The sequence below is a fragment of the Legionella fallonii LLAP-10 genome, assembly GCF_000953135.1.
In the GTDB taxonomy this organism is placed as follows: domain Bacteria; phylum Pseudomonadota; class Gammaproteobacteria; order Legionellales; family Legionellaceae; genus Legionella; species Legionella fallonii.
On record NZ_LN614827.1, the window covers coordinates 547,842 to 566,088 of the forward strand.

An 18,247-nucleotide genomic window follows, 5' to 3' on the forward strand; every position below is an offset into this window, starting at 1 on the left:
CTCCCTGGTATCCATTTTTATAGAAGGATGAAAATCGCAATTTTGGTATAGATAAGATTTTATATGAGCGTAGTATTTTCTCATAGATAAGAGATGTCCAATGTATCAATAGATCTCTCCTATAAAGAGATTAAATGCTCCTAAAATGGGTTTAACTCAATAGGACGATTACATATATATCAATTCGATTAGTATTAGATCTTTTCTGCATCAAGATTCATTTAAAAAAGAAGCAAATTTGCTGCGGATTGTTGATTTTATGATTTATTTGTTTTCTTTTAATCTCGTATTTGCCTCTACTGTATGGATGGGATGCTAGGTGTACCAATAAAAGCATATATATTTAGTACTTCTACTAAGTAGCGCGTCATATAATAATGACGCTGATGCCTTAGCCTTACGGCAGAATAAAACTGAGTTAATGCTTCGTTAAATGTGCTAAATGAAAACCACGGTTTCGGATAAGGAAGTTAACAACCGGTTGACAACTTGGTGGGTGGCTCATTAGAACCCGAATATTGGACTGTTTGGCATGGGAACGAGCGCTGTGGGCACTCGCAAGTACTAATCTAATCGCCTTATTGAGTGATGCAATAATGAATAATATGCATCTTGTGTATCGTTTTCCAATGGTTTTTCATGCTTGGCTGGCTCAGGAGCTACAGGTCCGGAAGATAACAGGCGTATCATTTCAACATTACAGCCATTATTTCGCGCGAGATGATGATAAGGTGTATTCCCGTCAATATCTGCTAGATCAGTTCGAGCATGGTATTGAAGTAAGCATTTGATTAGGTCTTCACGGTTAGCTAATACCGCAATTGACAAAGGAGTTCGCTTATTTTTCAATTCAGGTTTATCTGGATTTGCACCTGCTTTTAACAAGTCCTCAACTTTAGTAATATCTCCCTTTGATGTTGCAATTATCAGCGGTGTTTCACCCGCTGAATTGTATTTATCAATCCCAGAAAACATGTTATGTTGTTTGCAAAGCAGGGTAGTCATTTCACCTAAATTCTTTGTCTTTTGAATGGCGTATTGAATGCTTTGAGCGCGCTCTTGGTGTACCGGTTTTCCAATAAACCATTGACTGAATCGTCCGACAGGTGTTATGTAGCTATTTAAGGCGTTAATCAACGTTTGTTGTTGTAGCTTAAATAACAACTCTTCAACGCCTTCAAAATTCATATAAGCCGGTGCCAAGAAGAGAGTAATAAGCAGGAAAATCTCTTTAGGTAAAGCATATGGCATCTTTGTGCAACGCCCATTATTAATAAGCGGTGCATAACACTGAATCATAAATGCACGGATTTCAGGGTACATCTGTAAAAATTGCGCTTGCTGCATTCCAACGCCATAGGTTTGTTTGAAGTGATATATATTATCAATTTTTTGGGCAATGCGCGGAAGCGCCTCTTTTACAACAGTATTGACAGTAGGCTCATTTTTAAATGTTGCGATGATTTTTTTTCGGTATGCAGCATTTTCTATAGGGAGTATGTATTGCATCACACTTGATACATTATTAAAATATCTAGGTATCTCCTGAAAGGCATACTTCACATTGGCGCGATGTTCATTGACCAATTTCATAACAAATTCAATATGCCCGCCCCAAGCTGCGCCCTGAGCGATAGCATTCACATTGGCGCCATGTTTATTGAACAATTCCATAGCAAATTCAAAATGCCCGCCCTGAGCTGCGCCCCAAGCGATAGCATTCACATAGGCGCCATGTTTATTGAACAACTCCATGGCAAATTCAAAATGCCCGCCACAAGCTGCGCCCCCAGCGATAGAATGCACATTGGCGCCATGTTTATTGAACAATTCCATGGCAAATTCAAAATGCCCGCCACAAGCTGCACCCCGAGCGATAGAATGCACATTGGCGCCATGTTTATTGAACAATTCCATGGCAAATTCAAAATGCCCGCCACAAGCTGCGCCCCGAGCGATAAGATGCACATTGGCGTGAAACTTTGTATGCAGCATCATGGCAAGCTTCAAGTTACCTTCGGAAGCTAATTGTCCTGCAGGTGTTAAATCACTATAATTTAGAACATTGCCACTATAATTTAGAATATCGATAGACCTGAAGTTTGAGAGCTGTTCAAGTTTTTGATTTATTGCGGCACTATAAATTTCTTCAAAAAGCGTCATAAAAATACATAAATAAAACCGATTGTGAAAATATTATAACTTGGGCTTGGAGTTCAATGGAACATGGGGTAATTTATATGTCCTCCCGCTGCCATTAGGGATTGCGAAAATAGGAGAAAAAAACGCATTGCACGCCTTGACAAAAAACATGGCATTTATCATGACCTTTTTGTCTATCCGGAAAATGCTTTTGATACGATTGCCGATGAACATTTATGCATGTCCGATGGTATCGTTATTATAGAAAGAGAAAATTTTGGTACAAAGCTATTAAAAAACTGTCTGTTGCCATAAAATTACCTGAATCCATTACTCCGGATGAATTTTCAGTGCGTAAAGTCTGGTATCAAAAAATGTTGGCAAGGGCATCTACCAGAGATCTGGAAGGAAAATACCGTCAAATATGGGCAATCAACACAATTCTTGAAGATTATTTTGTTTTTAGAAAATTACGATGCCAAGGACCCAAAAAAGCATTCCAGTATCTGGAAATACATGATCCTGAAACCTTAGCACTTTTCGATGAGGTTCTCTCTAATATAAATAATGTTGATATTCTGGAGAAATTGATCAAAAAAATCACTCAGTAAATCTCATTGCCAGTTTGGGCTGGATATGCGGTAAAACCTGACTATGGGAAAAAATCGTACCGTGTTGGCTCCGATCCTGTAAGTAAGCCCCCTAATAGTGGTTTCATTTTCACACCATTAACTGCCAACATGAGGCTGAATACAAATCAAATTGTTGTTCGACTTAATTACGCATTGAATGTCTAATTTTGTCTTAATAGTACTACCTTAAAAGATGGATCCCTAGGTATCCCCTCAGGATCTGGCCGTAGTAATTCGAGCCTTAATCAAACTTATATTGAAATGCTCCATACAAGTTTATGGGGTTAGGGAACAACTTAATGATTCATTAGTGGAGGAGAGGCAGTTATATGCGCTCTTAGCAAAGAAACCTATACCGCTGAGGATTGCAACACTACCAGCTGCCGCCAACACAATTCCCATAGTTGCTGCATTAAGCACAGTAAATGCAAGGGCTACAGCGGCAATTCCTGCCGCAGCAATAAAACCACCCAAAATCATCATGCTAATATCTAAGTTCAGATCGTTTTCGTTTAGACTTTGCTCTTGTGTATTTTGCTCCTGATTACCTACTTCAAGTAGCTCACCGAGGCTATCATACAAATCATTTAACTGTTCTGGAGAAAATGACACTAAACTGATTCGTTGCTCACGAGTTAGATCAGCAATATACCGTTTTTTCCCAAACGTTTTCGCCAAATCAGGAGGTATCATAGACTCAAAACCCAATTTCTCTAGTTGTTGTGTCATGATCATCATTACCAAGATTCCTAAAGCCTCCATTCCTTGTTTATCACAACCTAAACTTCTTATTCTTTGAATTCCTGTAAAATCATTTTTATCTTTTTCTCCTAAGAAGTTATAAGCATAATAAAAACAATCATCATTGGAATGAGTTAAACGGTAAAAGGGATCAACAAAACCTCTCCCTACGTATTCATGCTCTTTTTCTTTTGTTAAACCCGTTTCTCCGTTAGCTAAGGCGCACACATACATTAACTCTGAATAACCGTTGAGTTGTGCTATTAATGAACCAAGCATCGTAGAATGTTTAATATCATTATCTATTTTGGGTTTTGACAATAAAACCCCAAAATACCAATGTAATGCACTTACAATAATGCGTTCTTCTCTAGTTAACATCTTCATTTCCTATTAAGTTCAGCGTCAGTAGGATATCCATAATTTAAACTTGCACCTGCACCAAGAATTAATACAGTGTTATGTGAAAACATATATTTAATTTCCAATAATAATTAATATTTATCTGACTATTTCAAATACTTATACAGCGTGGGCTTTGAAATACCAATTAACTTACATATTTGGTTAATACTATGTTGTTTTCCTTCGTAAAGTTGAATTACTAATTGTGCTTTATCAGTTGACAACTTTTTAGGTCTTCCTCCTTTCCTGCCCCTCGCTCTTGCTGCCTGTAAACCTGCATGTGTTCTTTCACGAATAAGGTTACGTTCGAATTCAGCTAAAGCACCAAAAATATGGAAAATTAACTTGCCGGAAATAGAAGAAGTATCAATAGATTCATGCAAACTTTTTAATCCAATTTTTCTGGAGTCCAGCAATGAAACCATTTCAATTAAATCTTTAAGGGAACGACTTAATCTATCTAATCTCCAAACGACAATAACATCACCATTTCTTGCAAATTCAATTGCAGCTTCTAGACCTGGTCGATTGATTTTGCTACCAGTCATCTGATCAGTGTAAAATTTTTCACAGCCAGCTTTTTTTAAAGCATCATGTTGTAAATCTAAATTTTGATCATCTGTGGAGACTCGTGCATATCCGATCAGCATAATGGCCTCTTAAGTAAATTATCTCATTAAAAATGATAATAACGCAACTTAGATAAGTTAACCATAATTATTGACTTTTAAAGGTCATGTTTTATAAGTCTTTTAAAAATTAACTCTTGGAAGGGTAGAGTAGTAAATAAAACCCCCGTTTATTTGATCGTATATTTGTAAAGTATAGTAAATTTTGCTATAGTAATAATTACTATAGAAGGCATTTTTGATGAAAATAATAAAAACTAAACATTTCGACAAATGGGCTATAAAAAATCGAGTTAGTGATGAATCTCTTAACATCGCTGCTAAAGAAATTGCTATTGAAATTTATGAAGCCAATTATGGTGGTGGTGTAATTAAAAAGCGTGTTGCCAACAAAGGAAGAGGAAAAAGTGGTAGTACCAGAAGTATCGTTGCTTTCAAAAAAGGTAAACATTGTTTTTTTGTTTTTGGTTTTGAGAAGAATGCCAAAAGTGATATTTCTTCTAATGAAGAAAAAGCTTTTAAAATTGTTGCTAAATCTTTGTTAGCTTATTCTGATGTAGAAATTGATAAGCTGATAGAAGAGGGGGCATTAGTGGGGGTTGAAAATGAGTAAAATTATTGATGCTATGTTAGAAACAGCCAGAGATCTTCGATTAGATGCAATTACTATTAAAGAAATAGAAATGCTTAACTTAAGTGAAGTTAAAGAGCTTGAGGCACAAGAAATAAAGAAAATGCGAATTAAAGAAAAAGTTAGCCAAGCTGTAATGGCTAAAATATTGAATGTTACTCCATCTACCTATCAAAAGTGGGAAAGAGGAGAGGTGCACCCCAAAGGAGCCAATCTTAAACTACTGCGTTTAGCTCATGATCATGGAATTCAATATATTTTATCTTAGATGGCGGTCGAATTGTTATTGACTCGAACGGCCTGTTAAGTCTGATTAAGGGTGAAACTAGACTATATTGGGTTTAGTCCCGATATTTTTATCGCTCAGTTTTTTGGATAAGTCTCAACTGATAAAAATTGCTCATCATAGGCCTAGCGCTCCGGAACTTGCGCTCTGACGCAAAAATTTGGCTCTTCCAGAGGTTCGGTGGCAGTCATTATTATTTAACTGCCGACTGAATAAAATAGATGTTATTGGATGAGACAGATTTTTTCGGAATTTTTTAATCCGCACTTTTTCTTTCAATGATTAGTAAAGACCGGCACTAATTTAATCAAGTCTCCTAGTTGGCCTTCATAAAACATCTCTCCTGAATAATAAGGTTGAATCATCGTACCTTGAGTCATTGCCGGCAATAGAGGCGAACGAGCAATTTCTTCACCGGTTAATGCATTCCTCCACACGGCATAATCATTGTGGTTATTACCCGGAATTTCTCCGTTAGGGATATCTGTACCCACGACGACACGGCTTGACGGGGGGTTGATAAGTGCTGTGAACTCGGTCGTTCTCTGAGCAGCTTTCCAAACGACATGTAATCCGTTATCAGAAATGCTAATGGCTGCAATTTTCCCTGGTAATGCGTCGGTTGCATAGATCAAATTGGTGTCTGGATCACCGGAAACTGACATAGGCGCCCAGCTTATTGCAGGAGAAAATGCGGTGGCAATCTCTGTAGGAATGGGATCTCCCAAAAAGGGTTGAATAGAAAATTGATTCGCAGCATTGCCTTGATTAATGCTGATAACGCTAAGTGCGGTTGTAGCAGGTAGCGTATTAGTTTGAGCCACCACCCAATCATTCACTACGACAAATGAGGTGCACAATGTTTGGCCTGTTAATGTGATAGTTCCCGGATTCCATGTGTGATCAGGTATGAAAATACCGTCCTGAACTAGATAGCGAATAGCAGTTGTGGCCTCGAGTAAATAAACATAATCTTTACCATTGTACTGAGTCACAGTCGGTCTTGCGCCTACAGGGTTTGGTAACGTAATTTGATGTATCCACTGCATGGTTTTTGGATTCACGGAAACAAGAATAGATGGGGGTACATCCGTAGGATCAAGACAATCCAATAATGCATCTGGGCCTTGAATAATACATCCTGCTTGACGATACACTGATTTCATTATAATAGTTCCATCTGCGGTTGCATTGAAACCATTGAATGAAGTGTTTTCGGGAAGTCCTTCTCCAGTCGGAAGGACAAGGGTTGAAATAACCCTACCAGTCGCTGGATCAAGTTTTGCCAGCCGGTAACCATAACTCACGTAAAGATATCCATCTTCTAGAATACCTAGAGAGCCAGGATAATCCCACTCCCCATAGTTGGGTGAAAGTGGATTTGCTATGTTAATAAGTTGGTTATACCATATAGACTGCAGGGTAACGGGATTTACCTGAGCAACATATGCGCCAATTGAACCTGCCACATCTCCATATCCTCCTCCATAAATATAAGCAAGATTTGAATTCAGATAGGACATATTATATCCGGATGGGTAGGCTAGGGCGTGAGACCTAAGAGTATTCACTATATTGGATCCATTCATGGAACCACCAAACGTTGCTTGAGGAAACACATGTGTGCGACCCGAGTTATAATGCTCGAATGCTTGTAAAGAAGGATACCAGGGAGCGTTCGTATTATTAGTATTAGTAATAGCAATGCTTGCTGCAGATGTATTACTGACAGTGAATAAACAATACCCATTGTTTGTCATAGTACAACCGCTCAGTTTATAACCTGGAGTATTAATTTTTATGCCAGCGGTAGCGTAGGTGTGATTTGGTATAGTGCTTAATATACTTAAATTTAAATTACCAACACTATAATTTTGACAAGATAGTGGCCCTTTTCCATTAAGACAAAGTGTGAGTGATATAGCTCCTGGGGCACCTCCAGTACTGGTTATATTAAACAACAAGCCGCTGTATGCAAATTTTGCCTGACTCATTAATAATAGGCTGCATAAACTGAGAAGATAGTGAGGTTTCATGTAAAAGTTCGTCCTTTGAGTGAAGTATATTTATGGTTCGTGTCACAGGCATGTTCTTTTTTAAATAATCAAGGAGCATATGATGGGGTAGTGACCCCATTCGTGTCAAAATTTACGGTTTTATAATCTACCAAGATCTTTGTTAATGTATTGCAACGGAGCATTTTAAATAAGGCTATGGCCACTTTGTGCATCCCATAGGTTTTTTATAAAAACCATTCAAAATAATAAGCTCACTGTGGCTACCTTGCTCTATAATTTTACCTTGATCTATAACTACAATTGTATCCATTGACAGAAGGGTTGAATGCCTATGAACAATGACTATAACTGTTCTATTTTTCATTGCAGAATTCAGCGATTGTTTGATGAGTTCTTCTGTAATAGAGTCTAATACTGGATTTTAAACTTTCAAGGAGCTGAAGTGAAAAGTATTCTAAATAGTTTCATAATTTGTCTATTGTTACTGCAATTCAATATAAACGTTTTTGCAACACCAGCACCGGAATACTTAAGCGTTCCTCAATGGGATTCCTGTGCTATTAAACAAACTCGAGGTACAGCACAGTTTTGGTGTTTACCGAGTACAATGCCTAGCAATTGTCCTGCTTCTTCTTGGTCTACATTAGTAAGCGGTAAACTTATTCCCATGTGTGATTAGAGTAGTTGGGATATGGATGTTTCTAGCATGGTGTAGACTTATGGCTGCACGACATCCCGAGCTTCATGTGCTTTTCATTTAAGCTCTCTTGCTCAAGGGCAGGGTGCTAAAGTCGCCAACCCTTGTCACTAAGTCTGATTACTGTAAAAATTAGATTTTAATAAAATGGATGTCCCAAAAACACATGATTTAATCATCTACTTTTTCATGACCTGTTGAATTATCCAAACATCAAATCAATTTCAGTTTTGTGCTATGTCAATTTTTTGCTAATTATTTATATACCCATAATTTTTTATGAATCAATTCGTTGTTTTAGATTATCTTTTAAAGTAATTAAAAGATAATTTTTTGCTTGCTCATATTCATCATTACTAATTAAATCTTCATCAAACAATTTTTTTAGATAATCTACCCGATTCATTATTTGTTCATATGTGGGAGTACTTAAATGCTCAATATTTGTAAGAGTAAAGAGCAGTGAAATTCTATGGAGAATAAAATGATCTAAAAGTGTGGAATTTATTTCCTTCTGTAATTCTGTTTTTTCCTTCACTTCCGCTATTTTTTCAGATTCCGCTCCAGCTCTAGCTAAACAATAGGGTAAAATGGCAATTACGAGTGCCATTGCTGCTAAAGCAGCTTGTCGTGGGGCACTACTCGCTGTAGAGAGATTATAATAAAAGATTGCCCCTAGGGGTTCTAGGCCGGAAACCCAGAACTTTTCGGACAGTTTTTAGCCATACTTCTCTTTTTTACCCCATGAAAGAAAATTTTATTTATTATTGCATCAAGATCAATGATCTTATCACCAGAAAAAATAAAGTGCCCCTGAAAATGAATATGTTGCCAAGCTACAGGTGAAACTTTTTTCAACATGGCTAATGCCTTATGATCACCCTCTGCTTCATATTTCAATTTTAGTTTGGATAATATTGCGGAATTGTAGTGAATAATGGCATTTGCAAGCAGTCGCCCACACTGATTACTTATCTCAATTTCACGATCCCCTCTGCCGGATAGCTGCTTTTTGCCATAGACAATAAAATAATTAAGAATATAAGTAGTATATTTGGGATTGATTCAGAAATGGCTGCAAATCAATCAAAGGCTTCTGGAATGACTAAAAATTGTCCGGAAATTTCTGGGGTTCCGGGCTAGCCCCCCTGTTTTTGGGGTATGGCAATCATCCGAGTGAAAAGATACTCTAAGCCTAAAAATCACGTTAATTAGAAATAATTTTTACCAGAAGGTTTTATTTTTATTCTTTTATATAGTGGAATGCATCCTTTTATAATCCTTTACATGGATAATTATCAGTAAAACAGGACGATCTTAATTCAAAACAAGCCTTAGAGTATCTTTTCACTCGGATGATTGTCATGTCCCTTACTCGACTCGGATGATTGCCATACCCCAAATAATAACCATGACACGTTATTCGACATCTGTTGGGTGTCCTTACTAACGGATTTTGACGTCGTTGCGCCGTCAATGAAACAACCAACAACAAGCTTGATTTGAGGTCACAAAACAGTGACCTCAAATTTACCTATGTCAGCACGCAAAGCATTTTTTCAGCTACCAATAAACAAGAGTCGTTCTCTTTTCGGTGATATAAGCCATAACGGTTCTCTCCCAGTAAAGGAATTTCATCTTTATCATCCCGAGTATTTATGCAGGCTTCAGTATTTTTGTTTTCAGGGCGTGGCACGATTCTCGTGATTGGAATCAAGTCAGGTATAGGGCCTTTTTGCGTCGCAAAAATATAATAAGTAATGCTTGCTCTCAGTTCGAGCCCTGCTCGCGCTTCAAAGATGTTCTTGGCGTTTAAATCTCCACCAGGAACAGTAGTCACCGCCAAACCCTCGAATAGGTTCAAAGGAAAGTACATTCCTGCGTGTAGCCAAGAATATCGTCCAATATAGAAATTCAAAAGAAATTTTAATCGCCTGTTCTGAAAATCTATAATCTCAACTTTAGATGAGCAATTGCTTTTTCCACATGGGTTATAACTGATGAATAGCCCGCCTAATTTGACTCTATTTAAGCTGAAGGGTCCGCTTCGCTTGATAACAAAATCCTCATCCCCGTAAAGATAAGTCTCAAGCTCTTCGGGTTGAATTTTTTGTAACTGCTCAAGGTGAAACAACTGGCCATCAAAGATTTGACTGGCATAATGCTTTGGATCCTGCGGTCCCCCCAGATTATTTTGGGGATAATTCACTAAATAGGGATTCAACACTGAATTGTGACCTTTTGAATCGTGATCTCTTATGAAGTAGATCAGTTGAAGAAGAAAAAAATGATGGCTGGATAACTGACAAATTTGATTCACGTTAGTTAATTCAGGTACCTGGGCGAAACATTGAGCAAATCTGTCTTCTAAGCCCAACAATGAAATGCACTTACCAACAGAAGAATTATCAATACGATACTGGAGCTCATCTAATATGGAAATTACTTCGTCTTGCAAGGGACGCTCTACCTCGTCCAATGAATGATTCGCTTGGGTTAATTCAAATTGTTCAAATAGATGTTTAAATGGATGCTTTTTGATAAAAATAGTGCTTGAGAATGTTTCAGGAGGATAATGAGCGAGTATTTTTTTTAAAAACAGCATATTGGTTTCAGGCTTGAGTGAAGATGGAATCATTAATCGTTTCAGATCCTTTAACATCTGGATACGCCATTTCATCCTACTTCCAGGAGTATGAGTCATAAAATTTTTTTCAAATGAGTTAAAAAAATCTTCCAATTTCTCCGGATGTTCAAGAACTGCCTCAGGAACCAGACGCACCTTTTTCAAATAAGTCCATTCAACATTGAGTTGACTTAAATCTATTGTGCGCATATCCACGTTAATAAACCGAGCACCAGCTAAGTTTGTGCCTGTAAAATCAGCCCCTTCAATTAAAGTGCCCTCAAACACGGAACCACTCAAATCAGCCCATCTCAAAATTGCCTGCTTCAAATTTGCTTGTCTAAGTGTGATGTTCTGCATATTTGCATGGCTTAAGTTTGCTTTTTCAAGTAGAGCATTATCCAAACAGGCGTTTACTAGAATAGCATGAAGAAGTTTTGCTTGCCGCAAATTTGCTTGATTCAGTAAGCTTGAGTTCAAATCCGCATAGCTTAAATTTGCTTGAAACAAGATCATTGCAGACATATTCTTACAGCCAAAACGAAAATGGGATAGCGACGCATGCGATAAATCAGCACCAGCCAGATTTACCTGATTAAATTCGATTAAAGGTAAAAAATTGAGGTAAGTTTTAGGAAAATTTGTCTTAAATAAATCGAATAATGCAGTTGATTTTTCTCTATCAACCTCCGGGGCATACATACGTAGATGCACTCTCGTCCTCTCATCGAGATATGGCGCATTAGAGACATTTCTTAATTGTTCGATGTCAGGGAGCACTTTATGGTGTCGAGTTAGCATGTAACATGCTACTTCGTGATCAGACATCGGCATTTTATTCTCAACCAGGCTTTTTAGAGCCTTGTATTCACTTGTACGTCGATAACCTTCAACAAAGTCAAAGGCTTCTTTGGGTGCTATTTGACTTAAATGAGATATGACTTGAGCTGGATTTTTTTTAAAGCGTACAGCAAAAGCTGTTGCTGCCACTCTCGATAAATTTTTTGATGCAATCTGGGCTGCTAATAAATCTTCTATATCCAAATGAGTCAAAATACTGACTTGTACTTCTTCTGGTATCGAAAAAAAAAGATGCTCTTCATGTGGTGGTATAGCGGAAGAAATTGAGGTTTTTTCTTCAGTTAATTCAGAAGCGTTCAAAAACACAATTAATTCATGAGTTTTTAACTTTAATTCCTTGATTTGACTATAAAGATGTGTTGTTAATTGGCACAGCTCATCCTCAATACTCTGCTTGGATATGTCTCCTGCGTTAAGACTTTTATCAGTAAAGCGAAGTCTATTATCAAAAGTGTTGACAATAGTTGTTTGGAGTTCTTGGCACACTAAAAAAAAATCAGCCCAATGTTGCCCAAGTTGTTCTTTATCAAGTATATTTTGACTGGAAATCTTAGCAAGAAAAACATCATGGTTATAAAATTTATTTAGATTGTCTACCCTCTTTTTTAAGGACAGAAAGATATGAATATTTTTATATGATAAGAGTTCCGAACTTTTATTGCTTAGCTCATCGCTCAGAACACCATAAAAATCTAAAAAGGCATGCAATTCACGTAGATCATGAACCATCTTGGATATCTGTTCTTTAATTAACAAAGGATGACATTTTTCTTTAAATTCAGATTGACTAAATTTTTTCATTACTTAATTCCTTGCAATACATAAAGACGTACGTGACATCGATTACACAATTTTCTCTCTGCTTCGGATTGTGAAGACAAACAAGAGTTCGGTCAGTTGACGAATCGAATAAGAAAATAAGCGTTAACCGCTTTTAGATTTCCTGGATAAAACGAGAAGAGGTTTTCATCGGGAACAAAGAGAATGGATAAACTTATAATCTTTTTCAACAGCCAAGCTGCATTTTGATAAGATTGCTAAGTTACCTGTCCTCCATCATTACCAATATTTTTAGAAAGTAATGAAATAAATTACAAATTAATCGGATTGTAATCGCTTCATAAAGAATTTTAAAGAAGCTTTCTTCCTCAGAAATAATTCGGTTGCACTACATTGGGTTAAATTACCGATCTGGGGCAAAAGCGAATTGACTTAATTTTGCACCATAAAATGCAAGAGATGTTTTATTTTAAATAATATTGATTAATATTGGAGCTGAAATGAGATTGATAAGTCAAAGACCAGTTCTCTTTAGATTCGCTTTCATTCGAAACTAATTATGCGAACAGTTGGCTATAACTGGCCTGTTTTAAATATTAGTTGCTCACATTGAGCAACTAATACGCCACTATGGACATGGAATAACAAATTTCATACAAAAATTATTGTTTGTAGTTCGCTTTTGCCCCAGATCGGTAATTTAACCCAATTTAGTACTTTATCATATGCATTATTATTTGTGATTTGACATGTACACAAAAAATGTGTACAATTTATTAAGAATAATAAAAAGAGACTGGCTTGGAAATTTATAATGTTGTGATAAGGAAGAAATTAGTACCCAGCCTAAAGAGGTTTCCTAAACATATTATTGTCAAATTAACTGCCTGGATTAATGCGGTAGGTCATGATGGCTTAAGTGAAGTTAGAAAAATACCTGGTTTTCATGATGAGCCGTTGCAATGAGAGCGTAAAGGGCAGCGCTGGATTAGATTATCAAAGTCCTATCGCGCTATTTATATCATTGATAAAGAGGGACAAATGGAAATTGTAGAAATTATTGAGGTGAGCAAACATGATTACTAAAGACACACAAGAAACATTGAAATATCTTGAAAATCTTATAGGTGAAAAATTAACTTTGGGTTCTTTTATTCTCGCTATTCGTCAGGGAGAGGAATTAAGCCAGGTTGAATTTGCTAAAACACTGGGTGTTTCAAGGCAGGTTTTATGTGATATAGAACATGGCAGAAGAATTATTAGCCCTAAAAAAGCTGCTGAATATGCGGATATATTAGGTTATTCAAAAAAGCAATTCGTTCGTCTATGTTTGCAAGATATGATTGATAGAGATCATTTGGGTTTGATCGTAGAAATTGAAAATGCAGCATAACGATATAACCATGGCGAAGAGTTTTTTAAAATGAGAGATGAGGATTATTATTCCGTAAGGTCTGGTAAAAGGTCCCGAGTAAAACTTGATTTAAATACATTAAAACAATTGTTTCTCAGTGTTTACACTGAATTTAAAAAGAAAGATTATTTTTACGAATATATGGGCTATTGGTGCACTGATGAAGGCGATGTTCCTGGCGTGCTTGGAGATGATACTGCAATTGCTTCACGTTTATTGCTTAAGCTAGGAAGCAATAATTTATGGCCATTAGAAGAATATATACATTTTTATACAGAAGATGATGTATTAGATATGATCGAATTTTTGTATGATTGCATTTCTATCCCCTCAGATGGTATTTACCATTCATATAACAACTGTGGTTATCATCGCTACAAAGCTTTCGATAATGTAACAGCAAGAAAAGAATATCAATTAAGAATGAATGAGTTATTAAAGCAGTATTCTGATGGATATGAGCTAAGCGACCAAGGTTGCATCTTAATTTTAGTTGAAAGAGGTTTTGATAATTTATTAAAAGCAACTGTTCCAGAAAATATAGAGGATAGCCAACTCATACAGAATAAAATAAATCATGCTGTAGATAAGTATAGAAGAGGTCGTAAGGTAGAAGAGAGAAGGGATGGTATTCGTGAGTTAGCTGATGTTTTAGAGTTGTTACGTCCTAAAATTAAAGAATTAAATTTAAAACAAGATGAAAGTGATATATTTAATTTATTAAATAATTTTGGTATACGTCATTTTAATTCTGGGCAAAAAACAAACTATAATACTTCAATTTTTTATAGCGGTTTGTTCTATCATTTTCTGCTAATGATACACATGGTTCTGAGACTCATAGATAAAAATAAAGGCGGATAATTAGGTCTGATTAATCGTATAATCAGACCCAACAGGATTTCCGTTCAGGGCGGATTGAATTCGCTAATGCAACATGACTTTTGATACAATCAAAAGACGCTCTGATGATTATAGAAATTAACTAAACTGTTGACGCAAGAATGATCCCCGTATTACGCTGCGCTAATACGGGCTACGCTTGCTGATATAGGAACTGGGGTTGAGCTTTGAACGTCGTTGCTTGAACAGAATTTCTTTGCCCAATCGTTCTGCTGTGCGGCTTCGAGACGGCATAAATGCCTCCTCAGCCCGAACGGTTCATAATAAATCGAAAAGTACTAATTATTAACAAAACAGGTCTTGGTCATGACGCCATGAGGTCTTGACCCGATCTATGCCTGTTTGCTGATAAAAACCTCTATCTTTACAGACTCAAATCATGCTGCACCATTGTATCGCTTTCTTATCAGTTACCGCATCAACCTGCCGCTTGAACTCTTTTGCTTTGCTTATGCATTCGTTGATGATTTCTTTTATCTTATTTGTATAATCTTGTAATGCCCCTGCATTTGTCGGTAAAGGAACACACAGTATGTGTCTTTGTGCTTTCTGATAATAGCGATTATCATCACAAAATTGATTTATCTCCTGGAACATCTCACCGGGTAATTTGCTGCATTCTTGCTCTATTCCATTTTCTTCATGCACACTCGAACTATGGTGTGACTTCACATGAAAAAAACGAAATAAAGGATTGATTTCTGGGGTTTTCAGCAGGCGAGACAGTTGGGTTTTTCGGATTTTAAAAGCCACTTCCGCCAGGTCTTTTGTGGTTACTTTGGATTTTAAAAAATCAGGCAGTAAGGCAATAATTCGCTTTTTAACCTCCTCGTTTTGGCTTGCAATCACAATACTATGCAAGCTGGGGCAATTATTGAATGCTGTTTTATCAATAAAAACAATCTCCTCTGGGAGGGTGATTGTCTGCAAACTGCTACAACCTTTAAATGCCCACATATCAACAGTAACAACTCCTTTTGGAATTGTGAGGTTTAGTAATCCACTGCACCCCAAAAATGTACAATACCCAATATAGGTAACTCCGTCTGGAATGGTGATGTTTTGCAATCCACTGCATCCCGCAAATAAAAAGTGGCGAAAAGAAGTTACCCCTGGCGCAATAGTTATTGTTTGCAATCCACTGCAATCCTCAAATACACTGCTTCGAATAGAGGTTACTCCTGAGGGGATGGTGATGCTCTGTACCCTACTGCAACCAAAAAATGCGTCGCCGTCAATAGTGGTTACTCCTGGTTGAATAGTTATTACCTCCAATCCGCTGCAATTGCCAAATGCACGAAATCCAATAAAGGTAACTCCTTCGGAAATGACGAGGTGTTTTAATTTACTACACTTATAAAATGCATATTCTCCTATCGTAATAATCTCTTTGGGAATAATGATGCGCTGTAATACACTACAACCCTCAAATGCATTATCTCCGATTGAGGTAACTCCTGCTGGAAAATCAAAAGAGCCATCTTCTTTGATATCCCTATTAGTCACCTTAAGTAGCGTCTTGCCATCGTCACTTAATTTCATTCGCCCATACTCCTTTACATATTTTGACAACCTATGTGAAAGCTTATAATAATTTTGTCCGGCTCCGTTGCAAAAAATATTAAGCGAACGAAATCTTAAGTTTTGGACAGATTTCAGCTATATAGACCGAATTGTTCATTGATAAAGGATACTTCCGTACGGGTACCATACATCCACATGTTGAACTGCCCTTTTTTAAACATACGCATAATTTCAAATCCTTTAATCGTTGCATAGGCAGTTTTCATGGACTGAAACCCTCTAACAGGCTTTATAAGTCGCTTGAGTTTTCCGTGATCTGCTTCCAGCCTGTTATTACGATACTTTATTTGTAAATGCTCCACATGTTCTGAAAGAACACCTTCTCCTTTTAACTCTTTAATGGCTTGCCCATACGCTGGATTTTTATCGGTATTAATAACACCAATATCGCACGTGGGATTGCTCTTTATCATTTTCTTCAAGAATCGTTTAGCGGCAATTGCATTGCGTCTGTGAGAGAGATAAAAATCAATAGTATTCCCCCGCTCATCAATGGCTCGATACCGGTACTTCCATTCGCCTTTTATCTTGATATAGGTCTCATCCAAATGCCAACGTCTGGAATAACGCTTTTTGTACCACTCAAGCCGTTTTTTAATTTCCGGCGCATAGTGTTGAACCCAGCGATAAATGGTGGTGTGAGCCAGCTCAAGACCACGCTCACCCATCATTTCTTCTAAGTCCCTGTAGCTAATACCGTATTTACAATACCAGCGTACACATTGTAGGATCAATTCTCCCTGGAAATGACGCCATTTAAATGCAGCAGGTTTTGTGGAGCGCATGGGATTACCATATTCTTAGCTAAAAGTAGATTAATTATAAACCATGGCTCGTTTTTGCAACGGAGCCATATTTCTTCTAATGAAGAAAAAGCTTTTAAAATTGTTGCTAAATCTTTGTTAGCTTATTCTGATGTAGAAATTGATAAGCTGATAGAAGAGGGGGCATTAGTGGGGGTTGAAAATGAGTAAAATTATTGATGCTATGTTAGAAACAGCCAGAGATCTTCGATTAGATGCAATTACTATTAAAGAAATAGAAATGCTTAACTTAAGTGAAGTTAAAGAACTTGAGGCACAAGAAATAAAGAAAATGCGAATTAAAGAAAAAGTTAGCCAAGCTGTAATGGCTAAAATATTGAATGTTACTCCATCTACCTATCAAAAGTGGGAAAGAGGAGAGGTGCACCCCAAAGGAGCCAATCTTAAACTACTGCGTTTAGCTCATGATCATGGAATTCAATATATTTTATCTTAGATGGCGGTCGAATTGTTATTGACTCGAACGGCCTGTTAAGTCCGATTAATAGTATTTGAAGTAGTAGAGTTTAGCGAGGTCTAGACTAACCCCCTAATGTACAACAAAAAAAGGTATGGTTGATGGATAGAACTAATAATGATCCACTGCACGGTATTACCCTAGAAGTTATCTTAAATAGTTTGTTGATTTGTTATGGCTGGGAAGGCTTGGCGGAAAGAGTCAAGATTAACTGTTTCTCTTCCAATCCCAGCATCAAATCAAGCCTTAAATTCTTGCGCAAAACACCATGGGCAAGGACTGAAATTGAAACCCTTTATCTTGCTTCCCTTAAAAAGTAAAGATTGCAAAAACTCATAATTACTGGAGTAATAAATAATATGAAAGATGTTTTCATTAATAAAGATCATGTTGAACTCTTTAAAATTCTCAAATTTGAAGGTATCGCCTCGAGTGGAGCAGAAGCTAAGGAAATGATAGCTGCTGGCACTGTATTGGTAAACGGCGTAATAGAAAAGCAGAAAAGAAAAAAGATGGTTTCAGGAGATACGATTGAATTGAAAGGTGAGATCTTTCGGCTAAAGTTGAGTGCCAATTAACATTTTTATACACTCAGTCCCTAGTAATATGGGTGAAAA

The 18,247-nt window shown here is 37.0% G+C and carries 19 protein-coding genes and 1 pseudogene; 11 read left to right on the forward strand and 9 right to left on the reverse strand.

The window, feature by feature from the left end; translation table 11 throughout:
- Positions 1-564: 564 nt before the first annotated feature.
- Complete coding sequence (locus LFA_RS02185) at positions 565-2,163, reverse strand: ankyrin repeat domain-containing protein (protein ID WP_045094731.1); 1,599 nt, start codon at positions 2,161-2,163, stop codon at positions 565-567.
- A 215-nt stretch (positions 2,164-2,378) separates the two neighbouring features.
- Between LFA_RS02185 and LFA_RS02190 the strand changes: the two genes are divergently transcribed.
- Positions 2,379-2,753 (forward strand): hypothetical protein, encoded by a 375-nt coding sequence (locus LFA_RS02190; RefSeq protein ID WP_052673821.1) that lies wholly within the window; start codon positions 2,379-2,381, stop codon positions 2,751-2,753.
- Positions 2,754-3,050: 297 nt separating this feature from the next.
- Here the strand turns inward: LFA_RS02190 and LFA_RS02195 are convergent, their stop codons facing one another.
- Entirely contained in the window at positions 3,051-3,896 is an 846-nt protein-coding gene (locus LFA_RS02195; RefSeq protein WP_045094732.1) for a hypothetical protein, read from the reverse strand.
- A 128-nt stretch (positions 3,897-4,024) separates the two neighbouring features.
- The gene (locus tag LFA_RS02200; protein WP_045094733.1) at positions 4,025-4,570 is read right to left on the reverse strand and encodes a recombinase family protein; all 546 of its coding nucleotides are present in this window, start codon (positions 4,568-4,570) and stop codon (positions 4,025-4,027) included.
- A 220-nt stretch (positions 4,571-4,790) separates the two neighbouring features.
- Here LFA_RS02200 and LFA_RS02205 point away from each other — a divergent pair, with 220 nt between their 5' ends.
- Together LFA_RS02205 and LFA_RS02210 are read left to right on the forward strand one after the other, a co-directional pair.
- Positions 4,791-5,162, forward strand: a complete 372-nt coding sequence (locus tag LFA_RS02205) for a type II toxin-antitoxin system RelE/ParE family toxin (RefSeq protein WP_045094734.1) — start codon at positions 4,791-4,793, stop codon at positions 5,160-5,162.
- Positions 5,155-5,448, forward strand: coding sequence for a helix-turn-helix domain-containing protein (locus LFA_RS02210; RefSeq protein WP_045094735.1), 294 nt, complete (start codon positions 5,155-5,157; stop codon positions 5,446-5,448). The genes LFA_RS02205 and LFA_RS02210 overlap by 8 nt, the downstream gene beginning before the upstream one ends.
- A 293-nt stretch (positions 5,449-5,741) precedes the next feature.
- Here LFA_RS02210 and LFA_RS02215 read toward each other — a convergent pair whose 3' ends face one another.
- Positions 5,742-7,502, reverse strand: coding sequence for a hypothetical protein (locus LFA_RS02215; protein ID WP_045094736.1), 1,761 nt, complete (start codon positions 7,500-7,502; stop codon positions 5,742-5,744).
- 424 nt (positions 7,503-7,926) lie between these two features.
- Between LFA_RS02215 and LFA_RS02220 the strand changes: the two genes are divergently transcribed.
- The gene (locus LFA_RS02220; protein ID WP_045094737.1) at positions 7,927-8,163 is read left to right on the forward strand and encodes a hypothetical protein; all 237 of its coding nucleotides are present in this window, start codon (positions 7,927-7,929) and stop codon (positions 8,161-8,163) included.
- 295 nt (positions 8,164-8,458) lie between these two features.
- On the opposite strand, the gene LFA_RS02225 is transcribed toward LFA_RS02220, so the two are convergent.
- From LFA_RS02225 to LFA_RS18725, 3 genes and pseudogenes are all read right to left on the reverse strand, one after another.
- Positions 8,459-8,791: a hypothetical protein gene (locus LFA_RS02225; protein WP_045094738.1), complete on the reverse strand. Its 333-nt coding sequence runs from the start codon at positions 8,789-8,791 to the stop codon at positions 8,459-8,461.
- A gap of 152 nt (positions 8,792-8,943) precedes the next feature.
- Positions 8,944-9,246: pseudogene (locus tag LFA_RS02230) on the reverse strand (Tn3 family transposase); the annotation flags it as partial.
- Positions 9,247-9,715: 469 nt separating this feature from the next.
- Positions 9,716-12,469 carry a pentapeptide repeat-containing protein gene (locus LFA_RS18725; RefSeq protein WP_052673822.1) on the reverse strand — a complete coding sequence of 918 codons (2,754 nt, stop codon included), beginning with the start codon at positions 12,467-12,469 and terminating at the stop codon, positions 9,716-9,718.
- Between the two features lie 780 nt (positions 12,470-13,249).
- Here LFA_RS18725 and LFA_RS20230 point away from each other — a divergent pair.
- From LFA_RS20230 to LFA_RS02255, 3 genes are all read left to right on the forward strand, one after another.
- A complete protein-coding gene (locus tag LFA_RS20230) occupies positions 13,250-13,414 on the forward strand; it encodes a hypothetical protein (protein WP_231865888.1) in 165 nt (54 codons plus the stop codon).
- Between the two features lie 109 nt (positions 13,415-13,523).
- On the forward strand, positions 13,524-13,841 hold the full coding sequence (locus LFA_RS02250; RefSeq protein ID WP_045094740.1) for a helix-turn-helix transcriptional regulator: 318 nt from the start codon (positions 13,524-13,526) through the stop codon (positions 13,839-13,841).
- Positions 13,842-13,871: 30 nt separating this feature from the next.
- Positions 13,872-14,726 carry a hypothetical protein gene (locus tag LFA_RS02255; protein WP_045094741.1) on the forward strand — a complete coding sequence of 285 codons (855 nt, stop codon included), beginning with the start codon at positions 13,872-13,874 and terminating at the stop codon, positions 14,724-14,726.
- Positions 14,727-15,137: 411 nt separating this feature from the next.
- Here LFA_RS02255 and LFA_RS18730 read toward each other — a convergent pair whose 3' ends face one another.
- Positions 15,138-16,307 carry a leucine-rich repeat domain-containing protein gene (locus tag LFA_RS18730; protein ID WP_052673823.1) on the reverse strand — a complete coding sequence of 390 codons (1,170 nt, stop codon included), beginning with the start codon at positions 16,305-16,307 and terminating at the stop codon, positions 15,138-15,140.
- A gap of 113 nt (positions 16,308-16,420) precedes the next feature.
- The gene (locus LFA_RS02265) at positions 16,421-17,134 is read right to left on the reverse strand and encodes an IS6 family transposase (protein ID WP_045094742.1); all 714 of its coding nucleotides are present in this window, start codon (positions 17,132-17,134) and stop codon (positions 16,421-16,423) included.
- Between the two features lie 54 nt (positions 17,135-17,188).
- Here LFA_RS02265 and LFA_RS20440 point away from each other — a divergent pair, with 54 nt between their 5' ends.
- The 4 genes from LFA_RS20440 to LFA_RS02280 all read left to right on the forward strand — a co-directional run bounded on the left by LFA_RS20440 (position 17,189) and on the right by LFA_RS02280 (position 18,208).
- A complete protein-coding gene (locus tag LFA_RS20440) occupies positions 17,189-17,323 on the forward strand; it encodes a hypothetical protein (protein ID WP_269447738.1) in 135 nt (44 codons plus the stop codon).
- Positions 17,316-17,609 (forward strand): helix-turn-helix domain-containing protein, encoded by a 294-nt coding sequence (locus LFA_RS02270; protein ID WP_045094735.1) that lies wholly within the window; start codon positions 17,316-17,318, stop codon positions 17,607-17,609. Before LFA_RS20440 ends, LFA_RS02270 begins: the two co-directional genes overlap by 8 nt.
- A gap of 122 nt (positions 17,610-17,731) precedes the next feature.
- A complete protein-coding gene (locus LFA_RS02275; RefSeq protein WP_157010252.1) occupies positions 17,732-17,950 on the forward strand; it encodes a VF530 family protein in 219 nt (72 codons plus the stop codon).
- 39 nt (positions 17,951-17,989) lie between these two features.
- A complete protein-coding gene (locus LFA_RS02280) occupies positions 17,990-18,208 on the forward strand; it encodes an RNA-binding S4 domain-containing protein (protein WP_045094743.1) in 219 nt (72 codons plus the stop codon).
- Positions 18,209-18,247: the final 39 nt, after the last annotated feature.

Excerpts from the sequence above, each read along its gene's own strand:
- LFA_RS02275 (WP_157010252.1), top strand. The coding sequence starts at position 17,732 with ATGGATAGAACTAATAATGATCCACTGCACGGTATTACCCTAGAAGTT.
- LFA_RS02205 (WP_045094734.1), top strand. The coding sequence starts at position 4,791 with ATGAAAATAATAAAAACTAAACATTTCGACAAATGGGCTATAAAAAAT.
- LFA_RS02225 (WP_045094738.1), bottom strand. The coding sequence starts at position 8,791 with ATGGCACTCGTAATTGCCATTTTACCCTATTGTTTAGCTAGAGCTGGA.
- LFA_RS02265 (WP_045094742.1), bottom strand. The coding sequence starts at position 17,134 with ATGCGCTCCACAAAACCTGCTGCATTTAAATGGCGTCATTTCCAGGGA.
- LFA_RS02250 (WP_045094740.1), top strand. The coding sequence starts at position 13,524 with ATGATTACTAAAGACACACAAGAAACATTGAAATATCTTGAAAATCTT.
- LFA_RS02200 (WP_045094733.1), bottom strand. The coding sequence starts at position 4,570 with ATGCTGATCGGATATGCACGAGTCTCCACAGATGATCAAAATTTAGAT.
- LFA_RS02195 (WP_045094732.1), bottom strand. The coding sequence starts at position 3,896 with ATGTTAACTAGAGAAGAACGCATTATTGTAAGTGCATTACATTGGTAT.
- LFA_RS02215 (WP_045094736.1), bottom strand. The coding sequence starts at position 7,502 with ATGAAACCTCACTATCTTCTCAGTTTATGCAGCCTATTATTAATGAGT.
- LFA_RS02185 (WP_045094731.1), bottom strand. The coding sequence starts at position 2,163 with ATGACGCTTTTTGAAGAAATTTATAGTGCCGCAATAAATCAAAAACTT.
- LFA_RS02255 (WP_045094741.1), top strand. The coding sequence starts at position 13,872 with ATGAGAGATGAGGATTATTATTCCGTAAGGTCTGGTAAAAGGTCCCGA.
- LFA_RS02190 (WP_052673821.1), top strand. The coding sequence starts at position 2,379 with ATGCATGTCCGATGGTATCGTTATTATAGAAAGAGAAAATTTTGGTAC.
- LFA_RS02210 (WP_045094735.1), top strand. The coding sequence starts at position 5,155 with ATGAGTAAAATTATTGATGCTATGTTAGAAACAGCCAGAGATCTTCGA.
- LFA_RS02280 (WP_045094743.1), top strand. The coding sequence starts at position 17,990 with ATGAAAGATGTTTTCATTAATAAAGATCATGTTGAACTCTTTAAAATT.
- LFA_RS18730 (WP_052673823.1), bottom strand. The coding sequence starts at position 16,307 with ATGAAATTAAGTGACGATGGCAAGACGCTACTTAAGGTGACTAATAGG.
- LFA_RS18725 (WP_052673822.1), bottom strand. The coding sequence starts at position 12,469 with ATGAAAAAATTTAGTCAATCTGAATTTAAAGAAAAATGTCATCCTTTG.
- LFA_RS02270 (WP_045094735.1), top strand. The coding sequence starts at position 17,316 with ATGAGTAAAATTATTGATGCTATGTTAGAAACAGCCAGAGATCTTCGA.